The sequence below is a fragment of the Sphingobacteriales bacterium genome (genome assembly GCA_016706405.1).
Lineage (GTDB): Bacteria > Bacteroidota > Bacteroidia > Chitinophagales > UBA2359 > BJ6.
Genome location: JADJJT010000003.1, coordinates 1 through 16,087 on the forward strand (window position 1 = coordinate 1; position 16,087 = coordinate 16,087).

General features: G+C 37.2%; 11 protein-coding genes and 2 pseudogenes. 7 read left to right on the forward strand and 6 right to left on the reverse strand.

What is annotated here, in order from left to right; genetic code table 11:
- On the forward strand, window positions 1-1,485 hold a 1,485-nt coding region (locus tag IPI59_11905; GenBank protein ID MBK7528233.1), incomplete at its 5' end, for a DNA repair protein RecN.
- A gap of 50 nt (window positions 1,486-1,535) precedes the next feature.
- On the opposite strand, the gene IPI59_11910 is transcribed toward IPI59_11905, so the two are convergent.
- Window positions 1,536-1,955, reverse strand: coding sequence for a winged helix-turn-helix transcriptional regulator (locus IPI59_11910; protein MBK7528234.1), 420 nt, complete (start codon window positions 1,953-1,955; stop codon window positions 1,536-1,538).
- A gap of 425 nt (window positions 1,956-2,380) precedes the next feature.
- Here IPI59_11910 and IPI59_11915 point away from each other — a divergent pair.
- The 5 genes and pseudogenes from IPI59_11915 (at window position 2,381) to miaA (ending at window position 7,750) form a co-directional block, all read left to right on the forward strand.
- A pseudogene (locus IPI59_11915) lies at window positions 2,381-3,147 on the forward strand (IS5 family transposase).
- Between the two features lie 136 nt (window positions 3,148-3,283).
- On the forward strand, window positions 3,284-4,180 hold the full coding sequence (locus tag IPI59_11920) for a DUF418 domain-containing protein (protein ID MBK7528235.1): 897 nt from the start codon (window positions 3,284-3,286) through the stop codon (window positions 4,178-4,180).
- Between the two features lie 395 nt (window positions 4,181-4,575).
- Window positions 4,576-5,565, forward strand: a complete 990-nt coding sequence (locus IPI59_11925) for an MBL fold metallo-hydrolase (protein ID MBK7528236.1) — start codon at window positions 4,576-4,578, stop codon at window positions 5,563-5,565.
- A gap of 308 nt (window positions 5,566-5,873) precedes the next feature.
- Window positions 5,874-6,641 carry an IS5 family transposase gene (locus IPI59_11930; protein MBK7528237.1) on the forward strand — a complete coding sequence of 256 codons (768 nt, stop codon included), beginning with the start codon at window positions 5,874-5,876 and terminating at the stop codon, window positions 6,639-6,641.
- A gap of 173 nt (window positions 6,642-6,814) precedes the next feature.
- On the forward strand, window positions 6,815-7,750 hold the full coding sequence (gene miaA, locus IPI59_11935) for a tRNA (adenosine(37)-N6)-dimethylallyltransferase MiaA (GenBank protein MBK7528238.1): 936 nt from the start codon (window positions 6,815-6,817) through the stop codon (window positions 7,748-7,750).
- Window positions 7,751-7,768: 18 nt separating this feature from the next.
- Here the strand turns inward: miaA and IPI59_11940 are convergent.
- Window positions 7,769-8,314 (reverse strand): annotated as a pseudogene (locus IPI59_11940) (cob(I)yrinic acid a,c-diamide adenosyltransferase).
- Between the two features lie 146 nt (window positions 8,315-8,460).
- Here IPI59_11940 and IPI59_11945 point away from each other — a divergent pair.
- The gene (locus tag IPI59_11945) at window positions 8,461-9,597 is read left to right on the forward strand and encodes a glycosyltransferase (protein MBK7528239.1); all 1,137 of its coding nucleotides are present in this window, start codon (window positions 8,461-8,463) and stop codon (window positions 9,595-9,597) included.
- Between the two features lie 112 nt (window positions 9,598-9,709).
- On the opposite strand, the gene IPI59_11950 is transcribed toward IPI59_11945, so the two are convergent.
- From IPI59_11950 to IPI59_11965, 4 genes are all read right to left on the reverse strand, one after another.
- On the reverse strand, window positions 9,710-10,453 hold the full coding sequence (locus IPI59_11950) for a PKD domain-containing protein (GenBank protein ID MBK7528240.1): 744 nt from the start codon (window positions 10,451-10,453) through the stop codon (window positions 9,710-9,712).
- Between the two features lie 176 nt (window positions 10,454-10,629).
- Window positions 10,630-11,259, reverse strand: a complete 630-nt coding sequence (locus IPI59_11955; protein ID MBK7528241.1) for an ABC transporter ATP-binding protein — start codon at window positions 11,257-11,259, stop codon at window positions 10,630-10,632.
- Between the two features lie 3 nt (window positions 11,260-11,262).
- Window positions 11,263-12,087: an acyl-ACP--UDP-N-acetylglucosamine O-acyltransferase gene (lpxA, locus tag IPI59_11960; protein MBK7528242.1), complete on the reverse strand. Its 825-nt coding sequence runs from the start codon at window positions 12,085-12,087 to the stop codon at window positions 11,263-11,265.
- A 407-nt stretch (window positions 12,088-12,494) separates the two neighbouring features.
- Complete coding sequence (locus IPI59_11965; protein ID MBK7528243.1) at window positions 12,495-15,965, reverse strand: UvrD-helicase domain-containing protein; 3,471 nt, start codon at window positions 15,963-15,965, stop codon at window positions 12,495-12,497.
- Window positions 15,966-16,087 lie beyond the last annotated feature (122 nt).

Here is a 16,087-nt window from a genome sequence, read left to right on the forward strand (position 1 = left end):
TTTAATATAGCCGCTTATAAGCTTCATAGCTTTTTTGAAGAAGAAGAGTTAGACTACAACGACCAAACCATTATCCGGAGAGAAATTACCCCATCCGGAAAATCGAGGGTTTTTATTAACGATACACCTGCCAATTTGGTTTCACTCAAAAAATTATGCGATAAATTAGTCAATTTACACGCACAACACCAAACCTTACACTTGTACGATGCCAATTATCAACTATTTTTGATTGATATTATGGCAAACCATCAGCCTTTACTGCAAACTTATAAAACGCTTTTTAACGAATGGCAAGCAAATAAGCGCAATTTATCCGGATTAAAAAACGAAAGTAGCCGCTTGCAAAAAGAGCTGGACTATCTTAATTTTCAACTCGAAGAATTTGAAAAAGCTAATTTTACCAATCCGGAGGAACAAACGCTTGCAGAGCAAGAATTGGCGCAGCTAAATAACGCCGAAAATATTCAAAGGGTATTGTTAGAGGCAATAAATTTATTAGAAAATAACGAAGAATTAGCCATCATCCGGATTTTAAGCCAACTGCGCAGTAGCTTTTCAGGCCTAACAAAATTCGGAAAGTCTTACGCCGAAATTCAACAACGCCTTGAAAATACTATTTATGAATTGCGCGACTTAAACAGCGAAATCAGTAACTTAGAAAACGCAGTTTTACACGACCCTCAACGTGCCGAAGAGCTTACCCAGCGTTTAAATACTATTTACCGACTACAAAAAAAACACGGCGTAAACACATTGGCCGATTTAATGGCTATCGAAGTTGGCTTGGCTGCACAAAAACTTACTGCCAGCAATGTCGAGCAAAATATTGCCCAATTAGAGCAAACTATTGCTGCCAACCATAAAAAAGTTTTAGAAACAGCACAGCTAATATCGAAACAACGGCAAGCCCAAATTCCCATTTTACAAAATCATATTAGCCAAATGTTAGCCCGTGTTGGTATGCCCGATGCGCAATTGCTTGCACAGCTTACCGCCAACGAAAACCATCCTACGGCTAATGGTATTGACGAGGTTGATTTGCTTTTTGCCGCCAATAAAGGCAGCGCACCCAACGAGTTGCGCAAAGTGGCATCGGGCGGCGAGCTTTCACGGTTAATGCTTTGCCTTCAAACGCTTATTGCCAAGCATACAGCGTTGCCAACTTTAATATTTGATGAAATAGACACGGGTATTTCGGGCGAGGTAGCATTAAAAGTTGGGCGGGTTATGCACGAGTTAGGCATGCAGCACCAAGTTTTATGTATTACCCATTTGCCCCAAATTGCCAGTATGGGGCAGGCACATTTATTAGTGCACAAAGAAGTTATAAACAACCGCACTTACACCCGTATGCGACCTATAAAAGGTGAGGATCGCATTATTGAAATTGCCAAAATGTTAAGCGGCGACCCACCCCCCGAAAGCGCAAAAGAAAACGCCAAAGCCTTGTTGCAAAATGGACTATTAACAAAGGACAATTAATAATTTGTTTGTGGCAATTCTGATATATGGTCTTTAGTTGTAATTATAGCTTATTTTAAAAAGCATAACTTAGAAAGTAATTGCCTCAATTTTTGATAATCATCGTTGGTGAGTTGTTTTTTGTACAAGGCTTCTAACTCTACAACTGCTATATCTGCTGCCATTACCGCTTGTTTTCCTTTTGTGGTTAATGTTACCAAATAAGCGCGTTTGTCTGTGTGGTGGTTAATTTTTTTAACGTAGCCCAACTCTTCAACTTCTTTTATCAATTGGCTCATAAACTGCTTGCTTACCTTTGCTCTTTTTGCAAGTTCAACCAACAAACTTCCTTTTTCTCTATCAATAAAGGCAAAAACTTTACCGTGAACGGGTCTTATATCTTTATATCCAGAATTATGTAGTCCCTCAATCAACTTATCTTGCCCAAGAGAGAAAGCAATTTGGAGTAATGCTAATGTATTTGTGTTCATAATTTTTTGCAAATATAGTAAACTTGCCTTACTTTTGTGGTCAAGTTACTTGACTAAATTAAATTAAATTAAATTAAATCAAATGCAACCAATCACAAAATCAGAACGCATCATACTTATTGATGCCTTAAGAGGATTTGCCTTATTAGGTATTTTAATAGTAAACTGGATGATTATATCATGGCCACAAATATGGGCCGATATGCTTAAAGTGGAAATATGGTCTTCTACTTTAGACAAAGGAGTTCTTTGGGTCATACATTTTTTATTTGAGTTTAAGAGACTGTCTAAAAATTAAAAATTGGCATGCCAGTCCTAAAAATTGATAGGAAAAAAGTTATTAAAAGAGATGTGAATAAAAGACTATCAGTTTGACGTTTAAATAATAATTCATAGCTTTATGAAAATCAAACACATAAAGTAAAATGAAAACCTACCCAAGCAGTCTCACCGATAGTCAATGGAGTGCAATATTAGGCATTTTAGACGACAAACGGAAACGAAAACACAGTTTAAGAGAAATTTTTAATGCGCTGTTCTATTTGCTTAAAACTGGCTGTCAATGGCGCATGCTGCCGTTCCATTTTCCGTCATGGAAGCTTGTTTACTACTATTTTACCAAGTGGAAGAAGGATGGGACGATAGAACTCATCCATGAAATACTCAGGGATAAGACTCGAAAGCAAGCAGGCAGGGCTTCATCGCCAAGTGTTGGTATAATTGATAGCCAGAGCGTAAAGACAACAAGCGTCGGAGGCTTGTGCAGAGGGATTGACGGGGGTAAAAAGTTAAAGGCAGAAAGCGGCATATTATTGTAGATACAATGGGACTACTTTTAGCGGTTGTGGTTCATGCGGCAAATGAGCATGACAGTAAATCAGCCCCAATGGTTATAGCTGACCTCAGAGGCAGGTTTTGCAGATTGGTAAAGATAGTAGCTGATGGCGGGTATAGAGGCGAGTTAATTGAAAATACCCGCAAAACGTTTGGGTGGGTGGTTGAGGTTGTAAGTAGATCGAATACAGCCTCGAAATTCGAAGTATTGCCAAAAAGATGGATTGTTGAAAGAACTTTTGCATTGCTCGAAAGCTATCGAAGATTGAGTAAAGACTTTGAGTTCCAAACCGAAACGAGCCAGACAATGATCCAACTTGCCATGATAAAATTGATGCTTAATAGAATTAGAAAATAAAATTTAGACAGGCTCTAAGTTTTTCTCGTTATTTTCATTTTTATTTGGAATCGGCTTCTCGGTTCAATATTTAAAGGCAAAAACAACAGGCAGTAATTTTACTGTTTATTATTTAAAGCGACAACTCACTTTACTGGTGATTGGCATTTTTCATGCTTTGCTTTTGTGGCCAGGAGATTTTCTTGTTTTATATGCAATTCAGGGACTATTGCTTTTACTTTTTAGAAAGGCACAACCTAAAACAATTCTCATATTCTCAATAATATTTTTTTTAATTCCTATTTTACTTACACTAACCTTTTATCTTGCTGTTGCAAACGATGCTAGTTTGATGTCTCAATTGCAAAATGATTTTAAGAATATTATCACTCCCGATTTAATTCAGCACAACGAAAAAAGCTACTCAATTTACCCATCCGGAAATTTTATCGATGTTTTTGTAATGAGGATGGATGATACTCTTCGCTTTTACCAGTCATTGCCCTTTTGGTGGTGGAACAGTTTTGCAATGTTTTTGTTAGGACTATATGCAGGCAAAAAACAATACTTCCAACGAATTGAAGAGTTAAAATCAAAAATAAAATATATATTTTACTTGTCGGGCATTTTGGGCATTACCGGTAATATTGTGTTTGTTTGGGCTTATTTTCATCAAAATTTATTTGTTCCTAATATTTATAATGTTATTAATTCGATATTTCATTTTATAGCTGTACCAACAATGACAATTTTTTACATTACCGGCATCTATTTACTCTCTAAAGTTAGGGTAGGGGAAGTAATCGTCGAACTTCTTGCTCCTATGGGAAAAATTGCCTTGACCAATTATGTAATGCAATCACTATTTTGTAACATTCTGCTGTTTGGTTTCGGTTTTGGACTTTATGGAAAAATATCACCTTCAGAAGGCTTAGTATTTTGTATTTTAATATGGTTAATCCAAATGCTATTAAGTAATTGGTATGTTAAGCGATATTCTTTGGGTCCACTTGAATATTTATGGCGCAAAGCAGCGTATAAAAAAATATTTTAAGGCTGAAAATTAGACGTAAATTTAACTCTAATCTACCAATAAGAAGCAATATCGCTCAGCATTGTTTCATTATGAGGCTGATGGGTTTCTAAATATTGAGGTTTTAAACGAACTTTTGTCTCTTTTATTATCTGTAGATTTGATAATTTTCTCGGGCTGTTTTTTTATCAGTTTTTCGGGCAATGCGAGTCCTGAGCATAATACAAGATTCCAATTTCCGGACTTTCGCCTTATGAATGTCATCTGGAATTATTAAACCCCAAAAAAAATCTCCTAAAGCATCTGTATATGAAACTTAAGACCTAAATTTGTAATAAGTTAAGCATTATTAGGCAAACTGCACTTAGCAGCCAAGCTTAAACGAGAGTTTAAATTTATATTAATAACTTACAATTATGAAGTCGAGTATTATTTTGAGTTTCCTTTTATTTGCCTTCTTAAACCTATGCAACAAAACCGCGGATAAAAAAAATTCCGAAGTTAAAGAGGCAACAATAACCAACCTTTATGACGCTTTTGGAAAGGACACTATACTTACAAAAGATTTTGGCTTTTCTTGTATTACAAAATATAAAGGGAAGACAATTTTATTCGATGCTGGCAGCAACGCTGACATTTTTAAAGAAAATACAACTAATCTTGGAATTGATCTTTCAAAGGTTGACATCGTAATAGTGTCTCACGGCCACTTTGACCACTTAAACGGGCTTGACTATGTTTTAAAAATAAATCCGAAAGTTAAAATCTATTTTCCCTATGACATCTTTTGGGGAGCTCCCGTTCCGTTCGACGCAACAGGGCAAGAAACAGCAATAAAGGACTCTTTACCGACTTATATGCAATACTTTGATGGGGGCAACACTAAATTTTCCATCAATCAATCCGGACGATTTTGGAACGCTAACATTGAATTTGTAAAGACATCCAAAGAAATTTTACCCGGACTTTATATTATTGCAACAAGTTCACAGTTTATGGGGTACTTTTCGTGTTATCCGGGCAAAAGCTTTGTTGAAGGGCAATTTGAGCACAATCAAGACGCTTGCAAAAACACTAACCTTCCCGAACTTTCTCTTTCAATGAAAACAAATCAAGGGCAAATTCTAATTGTAGGTTGTTCTCATTCAGGCGTTGAAAACATTGCAAAGCAAACTCAAATCGTTACAGCAGATAAAATAGAATTGATTTATGGGGGCTTCCACATGATTCCTTTTGACCGAAAACAAACTGTGCAATTAGTTGACATGTTAAAAAATGAGTTAAAGGTTCGTCGAGTTGCGCCAGCACACTGCACGGGGCATCTTGCTTTTAAAATATTAAATGATATTTATAAAACTGATTATTTGTATGCAGGACTTGGGTCAACAGTTTTTTTTAAGAATTAAACAGAAAGTTTACTTCAAGACAGTACAAACTAAGTTCCAAGCCCTATAATATGCAATCTGTTTACAAATCCATAATTTACAACAAACATAGGTAGTATGTCTCAAGGCCATTGCTAAGGTTTGCCTCCTATTTTAATGTATTTTATTATTAATGAACATTAAGAGACTGTCTAAAAATTAAAAATTGGCATGCCAGTCCTAAAAATTGATAGGAAAAAAGTTATTAAAAGAGATGTGAATAAAAGACTATCAGTTTGACGTTTAAATAATAATTCATAGCTTTATGAAAATCAAACACATAAAGTAAAATGAAAACCTACCCAAGCAGTCTCACCGATAGTCAATGGAGTGCAATATTAGGCATTTTAGACGACAAACGGAAACGAAAACACAGTTTAAGAGAAATTTTTAATGCGCTGTTCTATTTGCTTAAAACTGGCTGTCAATGGCGCATGCTGCCGTTCCATTTTCCGTCATGGAAGCTTGTTTACTACTATTTTACCAAGTGGAAGAAGGATGGGACGATAGAACTCATCCATGAAATACTCAGGGATAAGACTCGAAAGCAAGCAGGCAGGGCTTCATCGCCAAGTGTTGGTATAATTGATAGCCAGAGCGTAAAGACAACAAGCGTCGGAGGCTTGTGCAGAGGGATTGACGGGGGTAAAAAAGTTAAAGGCAGAAAGCGGCATATTATTGTAGATACAATGGGACTACTTTTAGCGGTTGTGGTTCATGCGGCAAATGAGCATGACAGTAAATCAGCCCCAATGGTTATAGCTGACCTCAGAGGCAGGTTTTGCAGATTGGTAAAGATAGTAGCTGATGGCGGGTATAGAGGCGAGTTAATTGAAAATACCCGCAAAACGTTTGGGTGGGTGGTTGAGGTTGTAAGTAGATCGAATACAGCCTCGAAATTCGAAGTATTGCCAAAAAGATGGATTGTTGAAAGAACTTTTGCATGGCTCGAAAGCTATCGAAGATTGAGTAAAGACTTTGAGTTCCAAACCGAAACGAGCCAGACAATGATCCAACTTGCCATGATAAAATTGATGCTTAATAGAATTAGAAAATAAAATTTAGACAGGCTCTAATTTATCGTTGGTATTTTTTACTCCCACAGACTAAAAAAATCAAATAAGTTTTAACTTTGGTGTTTATACTACAAATATACACAATTAAGCAAAAATGAAAGATATTTGTATTATAATAAAATTAAGTTGTAATTGTGAGCGAAGAAAGTGAAAAAATTAAGCCTTTGTTAGTAGTAATTGTAGGCCCTACCGCAGTTGGAAAAACAGCAATGGCTATTTCGTTGGCTAAATTGTGGAAAACCGAAATTGTATCGGCAGATAGTCGCCAATTTTACCGCGAAATGTCTATTGGAACAGCCAAACCAAATCCAGCCGAATTAAGCGAAGTAAAGCACCATTTTATTAACGCATTGTCGGTAAACAATATTTATACAGTTGGCGATTATGAGCGCGATGCTATTAATTTGCTTAAAGATTTATTTGCCCGGCACAAAATTGTTTTGATGGTTGGAGGTTCGGGTTTCTTTGTTAAAGCTGTTTGCGAAGGTCTTGACGAGTTCACCAATATTCCGGATGAATTACGGCAGCAAATCAGGCATCAGTATGAAACAAACGGCCTTGTTTGGCTTCAAAACCAAATTGCCCAACTCGACCCGCTTTATTACAAGGTGGTTGACAAGCAAAATCCCCGCCGGCTGTTGCGCGCCTTAGAAGTGGGCCTGGCAACTGGGCAGCCATATTCACAGTCATTAAATTTACAAAAGCATATTAAAAATAAATCACAGCGTTTTTTTGATGTGTGCTATATTGGCCTAAATATGCCGCGCGAAGCATTATATAACCGAATAAATTTGCGGGTAGATGCCATGTTACAAGATGGGCTGCTTGAGGAGGCAAAAAAATTATATCCGGAATATGCACAGTTGCCAGCCTTACAAACGGTGGGTTACACCGAACTGTTTGACTATTTTGCCAATAAAACCGATTTTCAAACAGCTGTTGAGCTAATTAAACAGCACAGCCGTAATTATGCCAAACGGCAAATTACCTGGTTTAATAAAGTTGAAGGCCTCACTTGGTTTTCTCCGGAAGAACTAGAAAAAGTAATTGCGCACGTACAATCTTATTTGCAAGCAAATAAAAATAAGTAATAGTTCAATTATTTTGATTTATTGCCTTGTTATCCAAGGAGTTTCGGGGGTATTTGTTGTGTGGGCAATATACCTTGCAAGGGTAAACAAATAATCGGAAAGGCGGTTTAGGTATTCGATTACCAAAGGCTCAACGGGCTCGTGGGCGGCAAGGGCAACTGTGTTGCGTTCGGCGCGACGGCATACGCAACGGGCAATATGGCAGGTGGCAATTGCCGAACTTCCGGCAGGGAGTATAAAATTGCGTAAGGGGGGCAATTCAGCATCCATGGAGTCAATTTGTTTTTCGAGGTAAGTAATGTCCACGGGGTTTAACGGGTTTGTGCTTACTTTTTGTCCTTTATCTGGATTGGTCGCCAACAAAGCACCTACTACAAAAAGGGTATTTTGAATGGTGTTTAGTGTTGATTTTTGGACAGAATCGTTTGGCAAACTGTGAAGAACCAAGCCAACAAAAGAATTTAGTTCATCAACTGTTCCGTAGGCTTCTATCCGGATATGAGCTTTTGATACCCTGCCTCCGCCAAAAAGTAAGGTGCTGCCATCATCTCCGTTTTGTGTATATTTTCATTCGTTAATTCTCAATATATTTAAGGTTTAAAATATCGTTTAAAAAGTTCACAAAATAGGAATAAATTTGCAGTTTAAAGTACGACAAATGATTTGCGCTTGTTTAGGGTTTGTCTTCGTTTACAAATTATTTAAATTGTTTGCCCAAAAATCTTCATATTATTAGTTTTGATGTGCCTTACCCACCAAATTACGGCGGCGCAATAGATGTTTTTTATAAAATTAAAGCATTGGCTCAGTGTGGGGTTCGTATTTATTTGCATAGCTTTTGTTACGGAAATCGGTTGGCTGCCCCCGAATTAAATAAATATTGTAAGGCGGTTTATTATTACCCGCGTTTGGCTTGGTGGCAAATCAATTTTTATACCAAACCCTATATTGTTGCATCGAGGAATGGTAAGGACTTAGCCCAAAACATCAACAAAACATCAGGAGAAAATTTAGTTTTTTGCGAAGGTTTACATACAACAGGGGCTTTAGACGTGGAGGAACTGTGTATGCTTCCATCTTTTATCCGGATGCACAATATTGAGTGGCAGTATTATGCAGGTTTGGCAGCATCAACCAAAAGTTTAGGACGAAAATTATACTATCGGCACGAAAGTTTTTTGTTAAAAAATTACGAATCAAATTTACTGCTGCAACATAAAAATGTGGCTGTTTATTGTATTACCGCACCCGATACAGATTATTATAAAAAGTTAGGGTTTGAGGCAAAATATTTACCACCATTTCATGGGTATGGTAAAATTACTTCAAAATTGGGGCGAGGTAATTATGCCTTATACCACGGCAATTTGCAAGTTGCCGAAAATGAAAAATCGGTTTTGTGGCTTATTGACAATATTTTTTCGAAAACTGAAATTCCACTTGTCATAACAGGGCAAAACCCCAGTGAACTATTGTCGAAAGCAGCAGTCAAATACAGGAATGTAAAATTAATTGCAAATCCCACACAACATCAGTTAGCGCAGTTGATAGCCGATGCCCATGTACAGGTGTTACCTGGTTTTCAGGCTACGGGTATAAAATTAAAACTGCTACATGCGTTATTTGCCGGAAGATTTTGTTTAGTTACGCCTCAAATGGTGGCAAATACAACCTTGCACGAGGTTTGCCATGTAGCAGCACAACCCGGAAACTATTTATCTCAACTTGAATTTCTGTTTTTGCAAGACTTCGAACAAGCGCATATTGCGCAGCGCGAAAATCATTTATTGCCATATTTCGATGATATAAATAATGCCAAACTTTTAATAACTCAATTAGGATTATGAGGGTTGCGCATATAAAAAAGCCCTATCTGTGAAAGTAGAGACAGGGCTTTGGACAATTTGTTAACCTTGATTAGTTTTAGGTACAAAAAGCGTTTATAAATGGTTTGGTTTTTTATCGGCTGGCTGTTTTAACCGTTTTAACTACTTTTATATTTTCGCAGTAGGTGCTTTGCTCGTTGGTTGCCGAGTTGGTTACAGTTAGGCACACATTGTAGTAACCAATTTCGGGGAAAGTAAATTTGGGATTTGTTTTTTTCGATTTGCCTTCTTTCCCAAACGACCATTGATAGGTATCATAACGGCCTGTTGATGCATTTTGAAAATTCACTTCTAAACCTTTAGTTTGGAAGGTAAATAAAGCTGCTATAATACCATTTTGTTTAGAGGGGCAGGGGCCTGGTTTCCAGCAAAGCATATCAAAATGTTTTTCGGCAAAACAAGCATTCATATAGGTTTCGTTATCGCAGCCACAAACAGGTTCCCAGTTAATATTACATTCATTAGGGTCGCCAATTTCTATCATTTTACAAGTTTTGTTGATTACCTCGCCGCTTGCCTTATCTTTGATAAACAAACAAACTTCAAAATGGCCTAAGGTGCGGTATCTGTATTCAAAACTTTGCTCGTACATAACCGTACCGTCGCCCATTGTCCATTCAAAAGAAATTTCGCTATTTTGCGATTTATTGCCAAAATAGGCAATAATGCCAGATACGTTATAGCTAAAATCAGTAACAACACCCTTGTATTTGTCTCCGCCTAAGTCCGAAGCATTATAGCCTTTGATTTGGGTTGCGCCCAATAAAATACAAGAATTTATTGCTGTTAATATCGCTATGATAAAAATGTGTTTCATGTTGAGTAGATAATGGCACAAATTTACAGCTTATTTTTTAATTTCCTACAGAATTTCTTCAGAAATCAAAACTTTTTTTTTACAATTTTAATAAGTTTATTAATTGTAGGCTGTAATATAGTGTGAAATTAGACTGTTGTACTATAATAAAGTTTAATGTGCGCTTTGTTTTTAATTTAGCGCTGCCATGCGATGGCTTGTATTTGGTTGGCAAAGCTTGCATATTCGTACTGCAAATTGCTTGCCAAAATAGTAATCCGGTTTTGGGTATATTGGTTTAACATTTGGTTGTACCAGTTTATTCCTGCAGCATCTAAATTATTGGTTGGTTCGTCTAAAAGTAAAATGGGTGTGTTTGCAAAAAGGGCTAATGCCAGTTTAACCCTTTGTTTCATGCCCGAAGAATAATATTTCATTGGTTTATTTTTTGCTAAACTGCTAATTTCTAATAAATCTGTTGTTAGTGGAAGTTTAATATCCGGATAAAATGGCTTGAATACTGCTTGAAAATTTGATAATTCGGCCAAGTTTAGTTCATCCGGAAAATAAACATACGGTGCTGCCCAAGCAATCTGTTTAAAATATAAGTTTGCCGGAACAAGTTGGTCATTCAGGTAAAACGCGATATCTCCGGAGCTTGGCGCTAAGTTTCCGGCTAATAATTGCAAGAGGGTTGATTTTCCGGAGCCATTCGGACCTAAAAGCGCGTAACGCTGGTTAGTCTCGAAACTTGCCGTAAAATTGCGAACAACCCATTCGTTGGCGGTAAAGCGTTTACAAAGTTTTTGGGCCAACAGTTTAAACATGCTTTAATTTGCGTTATTGACTGAGGTTTTACTATTAACCGGGCCGCGCACTACACCATTACTTGCGCTTTTAATAAAGGTCAATATTTGTTGTTTTTCGGTACAATTGGGGTACTCGTTTTCAATGTAGTTTAATTTTTCGGCAGTCAATAAATTGGCTTTGTGGGTATAAAAGTCGGTATAAATGCGGTCAATCATTTCAATTGTTTCTGCCGAAAAGCCTCGTCTGTTTAAGCCTATCTGGTTAACACCAATAAATTGTAGGGGTTCGTTTGCCACCCGCACATAGGGCGGTATATTTTTTCGGACCAACGACCCGCCCGCAATAAAGGTGTGTGGGCCAATATGTATAAACTGCTGAACGGCAACCAAGCCCTCTAAAATTGCCCAGTCATCAATTTGAATATGGCCTGCCAAGGCTACGTTATTGGCCAAAATAACATGATTTCCCAACGAGCAATCGTGGGCAACGTGGCTGTAGGCCATAAGTAAACAATGACTGCCTACGCTTGTTTTGCCAGCAGCCGAAGTCCCTCTGTTTACAGTTGCACATTCTCTTACGGTTGTAAAATCGCCAATCTCGGCGGTGGTAATTTCGTTGTTAAATTTAAGGTCCTGAGGTGTGCCAGCTATTACCGCACCCGGAAAAATTTTACAGTTTTTGCCAATTCGGGTGCCATTCATTAAATTGGCATTCGGTCCTATCCAAGAATTATCGCCCACCACAACGTTGTCGTCAATAAATGCAAATGGACTGATGGTAACATCGTTGCCAATAATTGCATTAGGATGTATGTAAGATAGAGGCGAAATTCCGTTATGGTGCATAAACACACAGACAGGTAAAAAAATACTAAAATTCAATTTAGCCATTGCCTTTCTACTTAAATAATGGAGGCAAACAAAGCTAAATTGGAGGGCAAAGATACAAAAAACCTTTGCTTTAAGGTATATTTTTACGAACTATTTTGCCCGCAAAGGTTAGCATATATGTAATATAAAGTTTTTGACTTTGAAGTTGTTTAAAAATTAGGTTATTGAACTAATTTAGAACTATGTGCCATTGAAGCAATTGCAAAACTAAGTCCTCTATAAATCTGTTTTACATTTTTGTAGCCTATTTTACCTCAATAGTTTCTGTATCAAGTGTTTAAAACTGTCACACCTTTTAATACTTAAAAAAAATCTATGTGCCTATGTGGTTAATTATATGGGTTAATTCTTAAGCAACTTCTTTAAATATTTACCTCTTCAATCCATGCGTTGTCAATGCCAATGTATAGCAGTTTAGCCAATACAACAGTGTAGCCCATTTTGGTTAAAATACGGGCGTAGTTTTTTACTTGCCAGTGATGGTTTTTCCTTATGCCGTCGGGTGCATTGGGCGCAATGGTTTTAAAATCAATAATCACTGCCCGGTTTTCATTAATTAAAACCCTGTCGGGGCGGTATTGCTGGCCTTTGTCTATTAAGGCTTGCTCGGTTATAATTTCCCAACCTTGCGGTGGGTTAAACCAGTTAATTACTTCTTTAAAATTAAAAATTTGCTCAATTCTTTTATTTAGCGGAGCTTCATCGGCTTGGGTAATATGCCCTTGTGCTTTTAACTGACGCAGCACTTTTTGTAGCCTTTCGGGCGATTGCAGGTTTTCTAAAACTTGATGCACTTTTTGCCCCATCGAAACGGCCTGTGCGCGGTTGGGGTCTAAAAGCATAAAAAACTGTTGGGCGTTCGAAGCTAATTTTATTTTATGCGTTGCCGATGATTTTGCCGGATGAGTTGGCAAAATTTTGTTGGTATGATTATCATTCTCAGTATTGTCGGCTTGTTCACTTATTTTTTCATCCGGATTAAGATTTGGAGGCAGCGTGGGTTCGCCATAAGCAAAAAAGATGCTTTCAATGGCAGCATAATCGCCTGTTATTTTTTTAGAATCGGAATATTCAAAATCCGGATGATTTAGAACTTGCACAAATAAATCTTGTATCGTTTTTAATGAGGCTGTGTCTTTCGAAGTTTTGCTTTTTTTAAGTGGTTTGCTAATAATATGCAGTTCGCGCTCTGCGCGTGTTAGGGCTACATATAAAATATTTAAATTGTCAACAATTTGTTGGTAAATCTCGTTTTGGTAATTTGTTTCAAAATGACTATCTCCTAACTCTTTGCCAAATTTTAAAGGCAGTGTTCCCATTTTGTTGTAGGGGTCAATATTTGCATCGGCCCAAATGATCGTATTTTTTTTTAATTCTATCGTATCCCAGTCGGCATAGGGCAAAATTACAACCGGAAATTCCAACCCTTTCGATTTATGAATGGTTAATATTTGCACAGCATTTAAACCTTCGGGCAGTATTACCGATGGCGCATTTGTTAAATTGCTCCCCGTTGCCGGATGTAAACGCTCCCAATAAGCCAAAAAGGCCGGAAGGCGGGATATTTTATTGGTTAAACACTCTAAAACAAAGTCTAAAAAGCGGCGCAAATAGGGGTCGTTACTGGTGTCGAGTTCAAAATAGGCGGTTATGTTTTCAACGAGTTCGTAAAGGGGTTGGCGTGCTAAAAATTGTTGGTTTTGTATAAAACTTGGTGGCAGTTTAGTGGCAAATATGCTCTTTGGGTCGTTTGCCTGAAGGTTAAAATCAGTATAAACAAGGTGTAAAAATTCCGGGCTGGGTAATTCATTTATATATTGTAAATATTGGTATAATAGCTGTGTTCTATATATAGACTCAAGAGGTGCGTTTAAATATTTTAAAACCGATATTGTTAAACGAACGGTTGGCGAACCTGTTAAAAACAATGCTTCGCTTGAAATTACCGGTATTTTTGCATTGGTTAACGATTTTGCTATTTGGGCACCGTGCGCATTTTTCCGGACTAAAATAGCTATGTCGGCGTATTGATATCCTTGTTTTTCTATTAATTTTTCAATCCGATTTATTACCGCCTTTTCAATTTCCGGAATGGCTACTTCGCTTTCGGCGCTGCCCCAGCTTTCAGCCGAATCATATTTGTTGATTTCGGCATTTTCATTTGATATTTCATTTTTGCTTTCTGTATCTTCTGTTGGTTTGCTGTCGGCGTTTTTAGTAACTGTTTCAAATGTTATATAACCGCCTTTGTTGTCGGTAGCTTCTTGCTTTACGTCTTCGTAGGCAGTTTTTATTTCTTTTATAAATAAGTTCTCTTGCCAATCGCTGTGGCTGCAAATTAGTTTTGTTGCAGTGGTAAAAAATGCGTTATTAAATGCAATAATATTTTGCCCACTGCGATAGTTGGTAGTTAGGTTTTTAATGTTTTTTTCCTCAACAAATGGCGATACTTTTTCGCCTAAATGTTTAGCGGGGGCTAAAAGCAAGTTAAAATTACCCCCTCGCCAACGGTAAATACTTTGTTTTACATCGCCTACCAGCAACGCCTCGTCGTTTTGCGACAAGGCGTTTTGCACTAAATACGCCAAACTATCCCATTGCGAGGTTGAGGTGTCTTGAAACTCGTCAATAAAAACATGTTTGTATTGCAGGCCGGCTTTTTCAAAAATAAAGGCAAGCTCGCCCTGTAAAACACTGCGCATTAGTTTGCTGTTGTCGGCCAACAGCATAATATTTTGTTCGGTTCTGAATTGCGTTATTTTTTCTTTTAGTGCATTTAACAGTCCATAGCTATAAAAATTGCCCAAAATGGCTTTGGCAGTAAAATAATTTTTCTTGTGAACCTCTATAAAATTCATCATCGCCATAAACTCCGGATGCAAAAAATCTCGCACAAATTTTGCCAACTTGTAATCCTTACTTTTTTCTTTTGACAGCCACCCTTCAATATTATTATCTCTAAAAATAGCACTTAGCGTATTTGTTGGATTTGCAATTTTATCAAAATCACCTTCGCTAAAATATTTAAAAATATTAGCTGAACTGTTCTTAAAATCTTTTTGGGTAAAGCCATTCTCTTCAATTTCTTTTAAAACTTGTTTGCCCTTTTCAATTAATTCATTTTCAAAATTGCGGCGTATTTTTTGCAAACTATTTAAAAATTGTTTTAATTTATCAAAATGATGAGCCTGCATTTCGTTTTCGGTCTCTAATCCTTCTTCAAAATTTGAATTATTCGTTATGTAATCCCAAACAATATCATCAAGTAAATTTTTGCCCAAACTTTCAATATCAGAGGTTATTCTAAAACCTTTGTCCTCTTTCCATTTTTCAAGTGCAAACGAAACAATCCACTTTGTTAAATTGGGTTTGTCGTTATTGCCAATTTCGAGCAACAACAAAGCGGCAGCCTGTTCAATAGCCAAATTGCTATCAAGTAAAAGGTCGTATCCATAGGGCAATTTTAGTTCGCGGGTAAAACTGCGCAATAGTTGTTGAAAAAAGCTATCGATAGTGCAAACGCTAAACTCGCCGTAATTGTGTAAAATTAAGCTTAAGGCTTTGGCTGCGTTTTGCTGTACGGTTTGCAGGGTAAACGATGCCGGCAATAAGGATAAAAGTGCTTCGGCGTACTTTGGGTCGGTGTTTGCGGCTAATTGACCAAGTTTGCTTACAATGCGGTTTTTCATTTCGGCGGTGGCCTTATTGGTAAAGGTGATGGCCAAAATTTGCCGGTATTGATAAGGCGCGCGAACAACCAACCGAATAAACTCGCGGGTTAAAGTGTAGGTTTTGCCCGAGCCTGCCGACGATTTATAAATTTGTAAAGGCACAAATAAATATTAAATTAAAAATAATAGTTTGTTTTAAGAACTTAAAAAATATCCGGAATAAAGACAAATATAGCCCTGTTTTCTCTCAAATCCTATACACGATGTTATGTTATGTTGTGCCT

What these genes read in the sequence shown, in the direction of transcription:
- lpxA (MBK7528242.1), bottom strand. Translation starts at nt 12,087, where the DNA reads ATGCACCATAACGGAATTTCGCCTCTATCTTACATACATCCTAATGCA.
- IPI59_11930 (MBK7528237.1), top strand. Translation starts at nt 5,874, where the DNA reads ATGAAAACCTACCCAAGCAGTCTCACCGATAGTCAATGGAGTGCAATA.
- IPI59_11910 (MBK7528234.1), bottom strand. Translation starts at nt 1,955, where the DNA reads ATGAACACAAATACATTAGCATTACTCCAAATTGCTTTCTCTCTTGGG.
- IPI59_11925 (MBK7528236.1), top strand. Translation starts at nt 4,576, where the DNA reads ATGAAGTCGAGTATTATTTTGAGTTTCCTTTTATTTGCCTTCTTAAAC.
- IPI59_11955 (MBK7528241.1), bottom strand. Translation starts at nt 11,259, where the DNA reads ATGTTTAAACTGTTGGCCCAAAAACTTTGTAAACGCTTTACCGCCAAC.
- IPI59_11950 (MBK7528240.1), bottom strand. Translation starts at nt 10,453, where the DNA reads ATGAAACACATTTTTATCATAGCGATATTAACAGCAATAAATTCTTGT.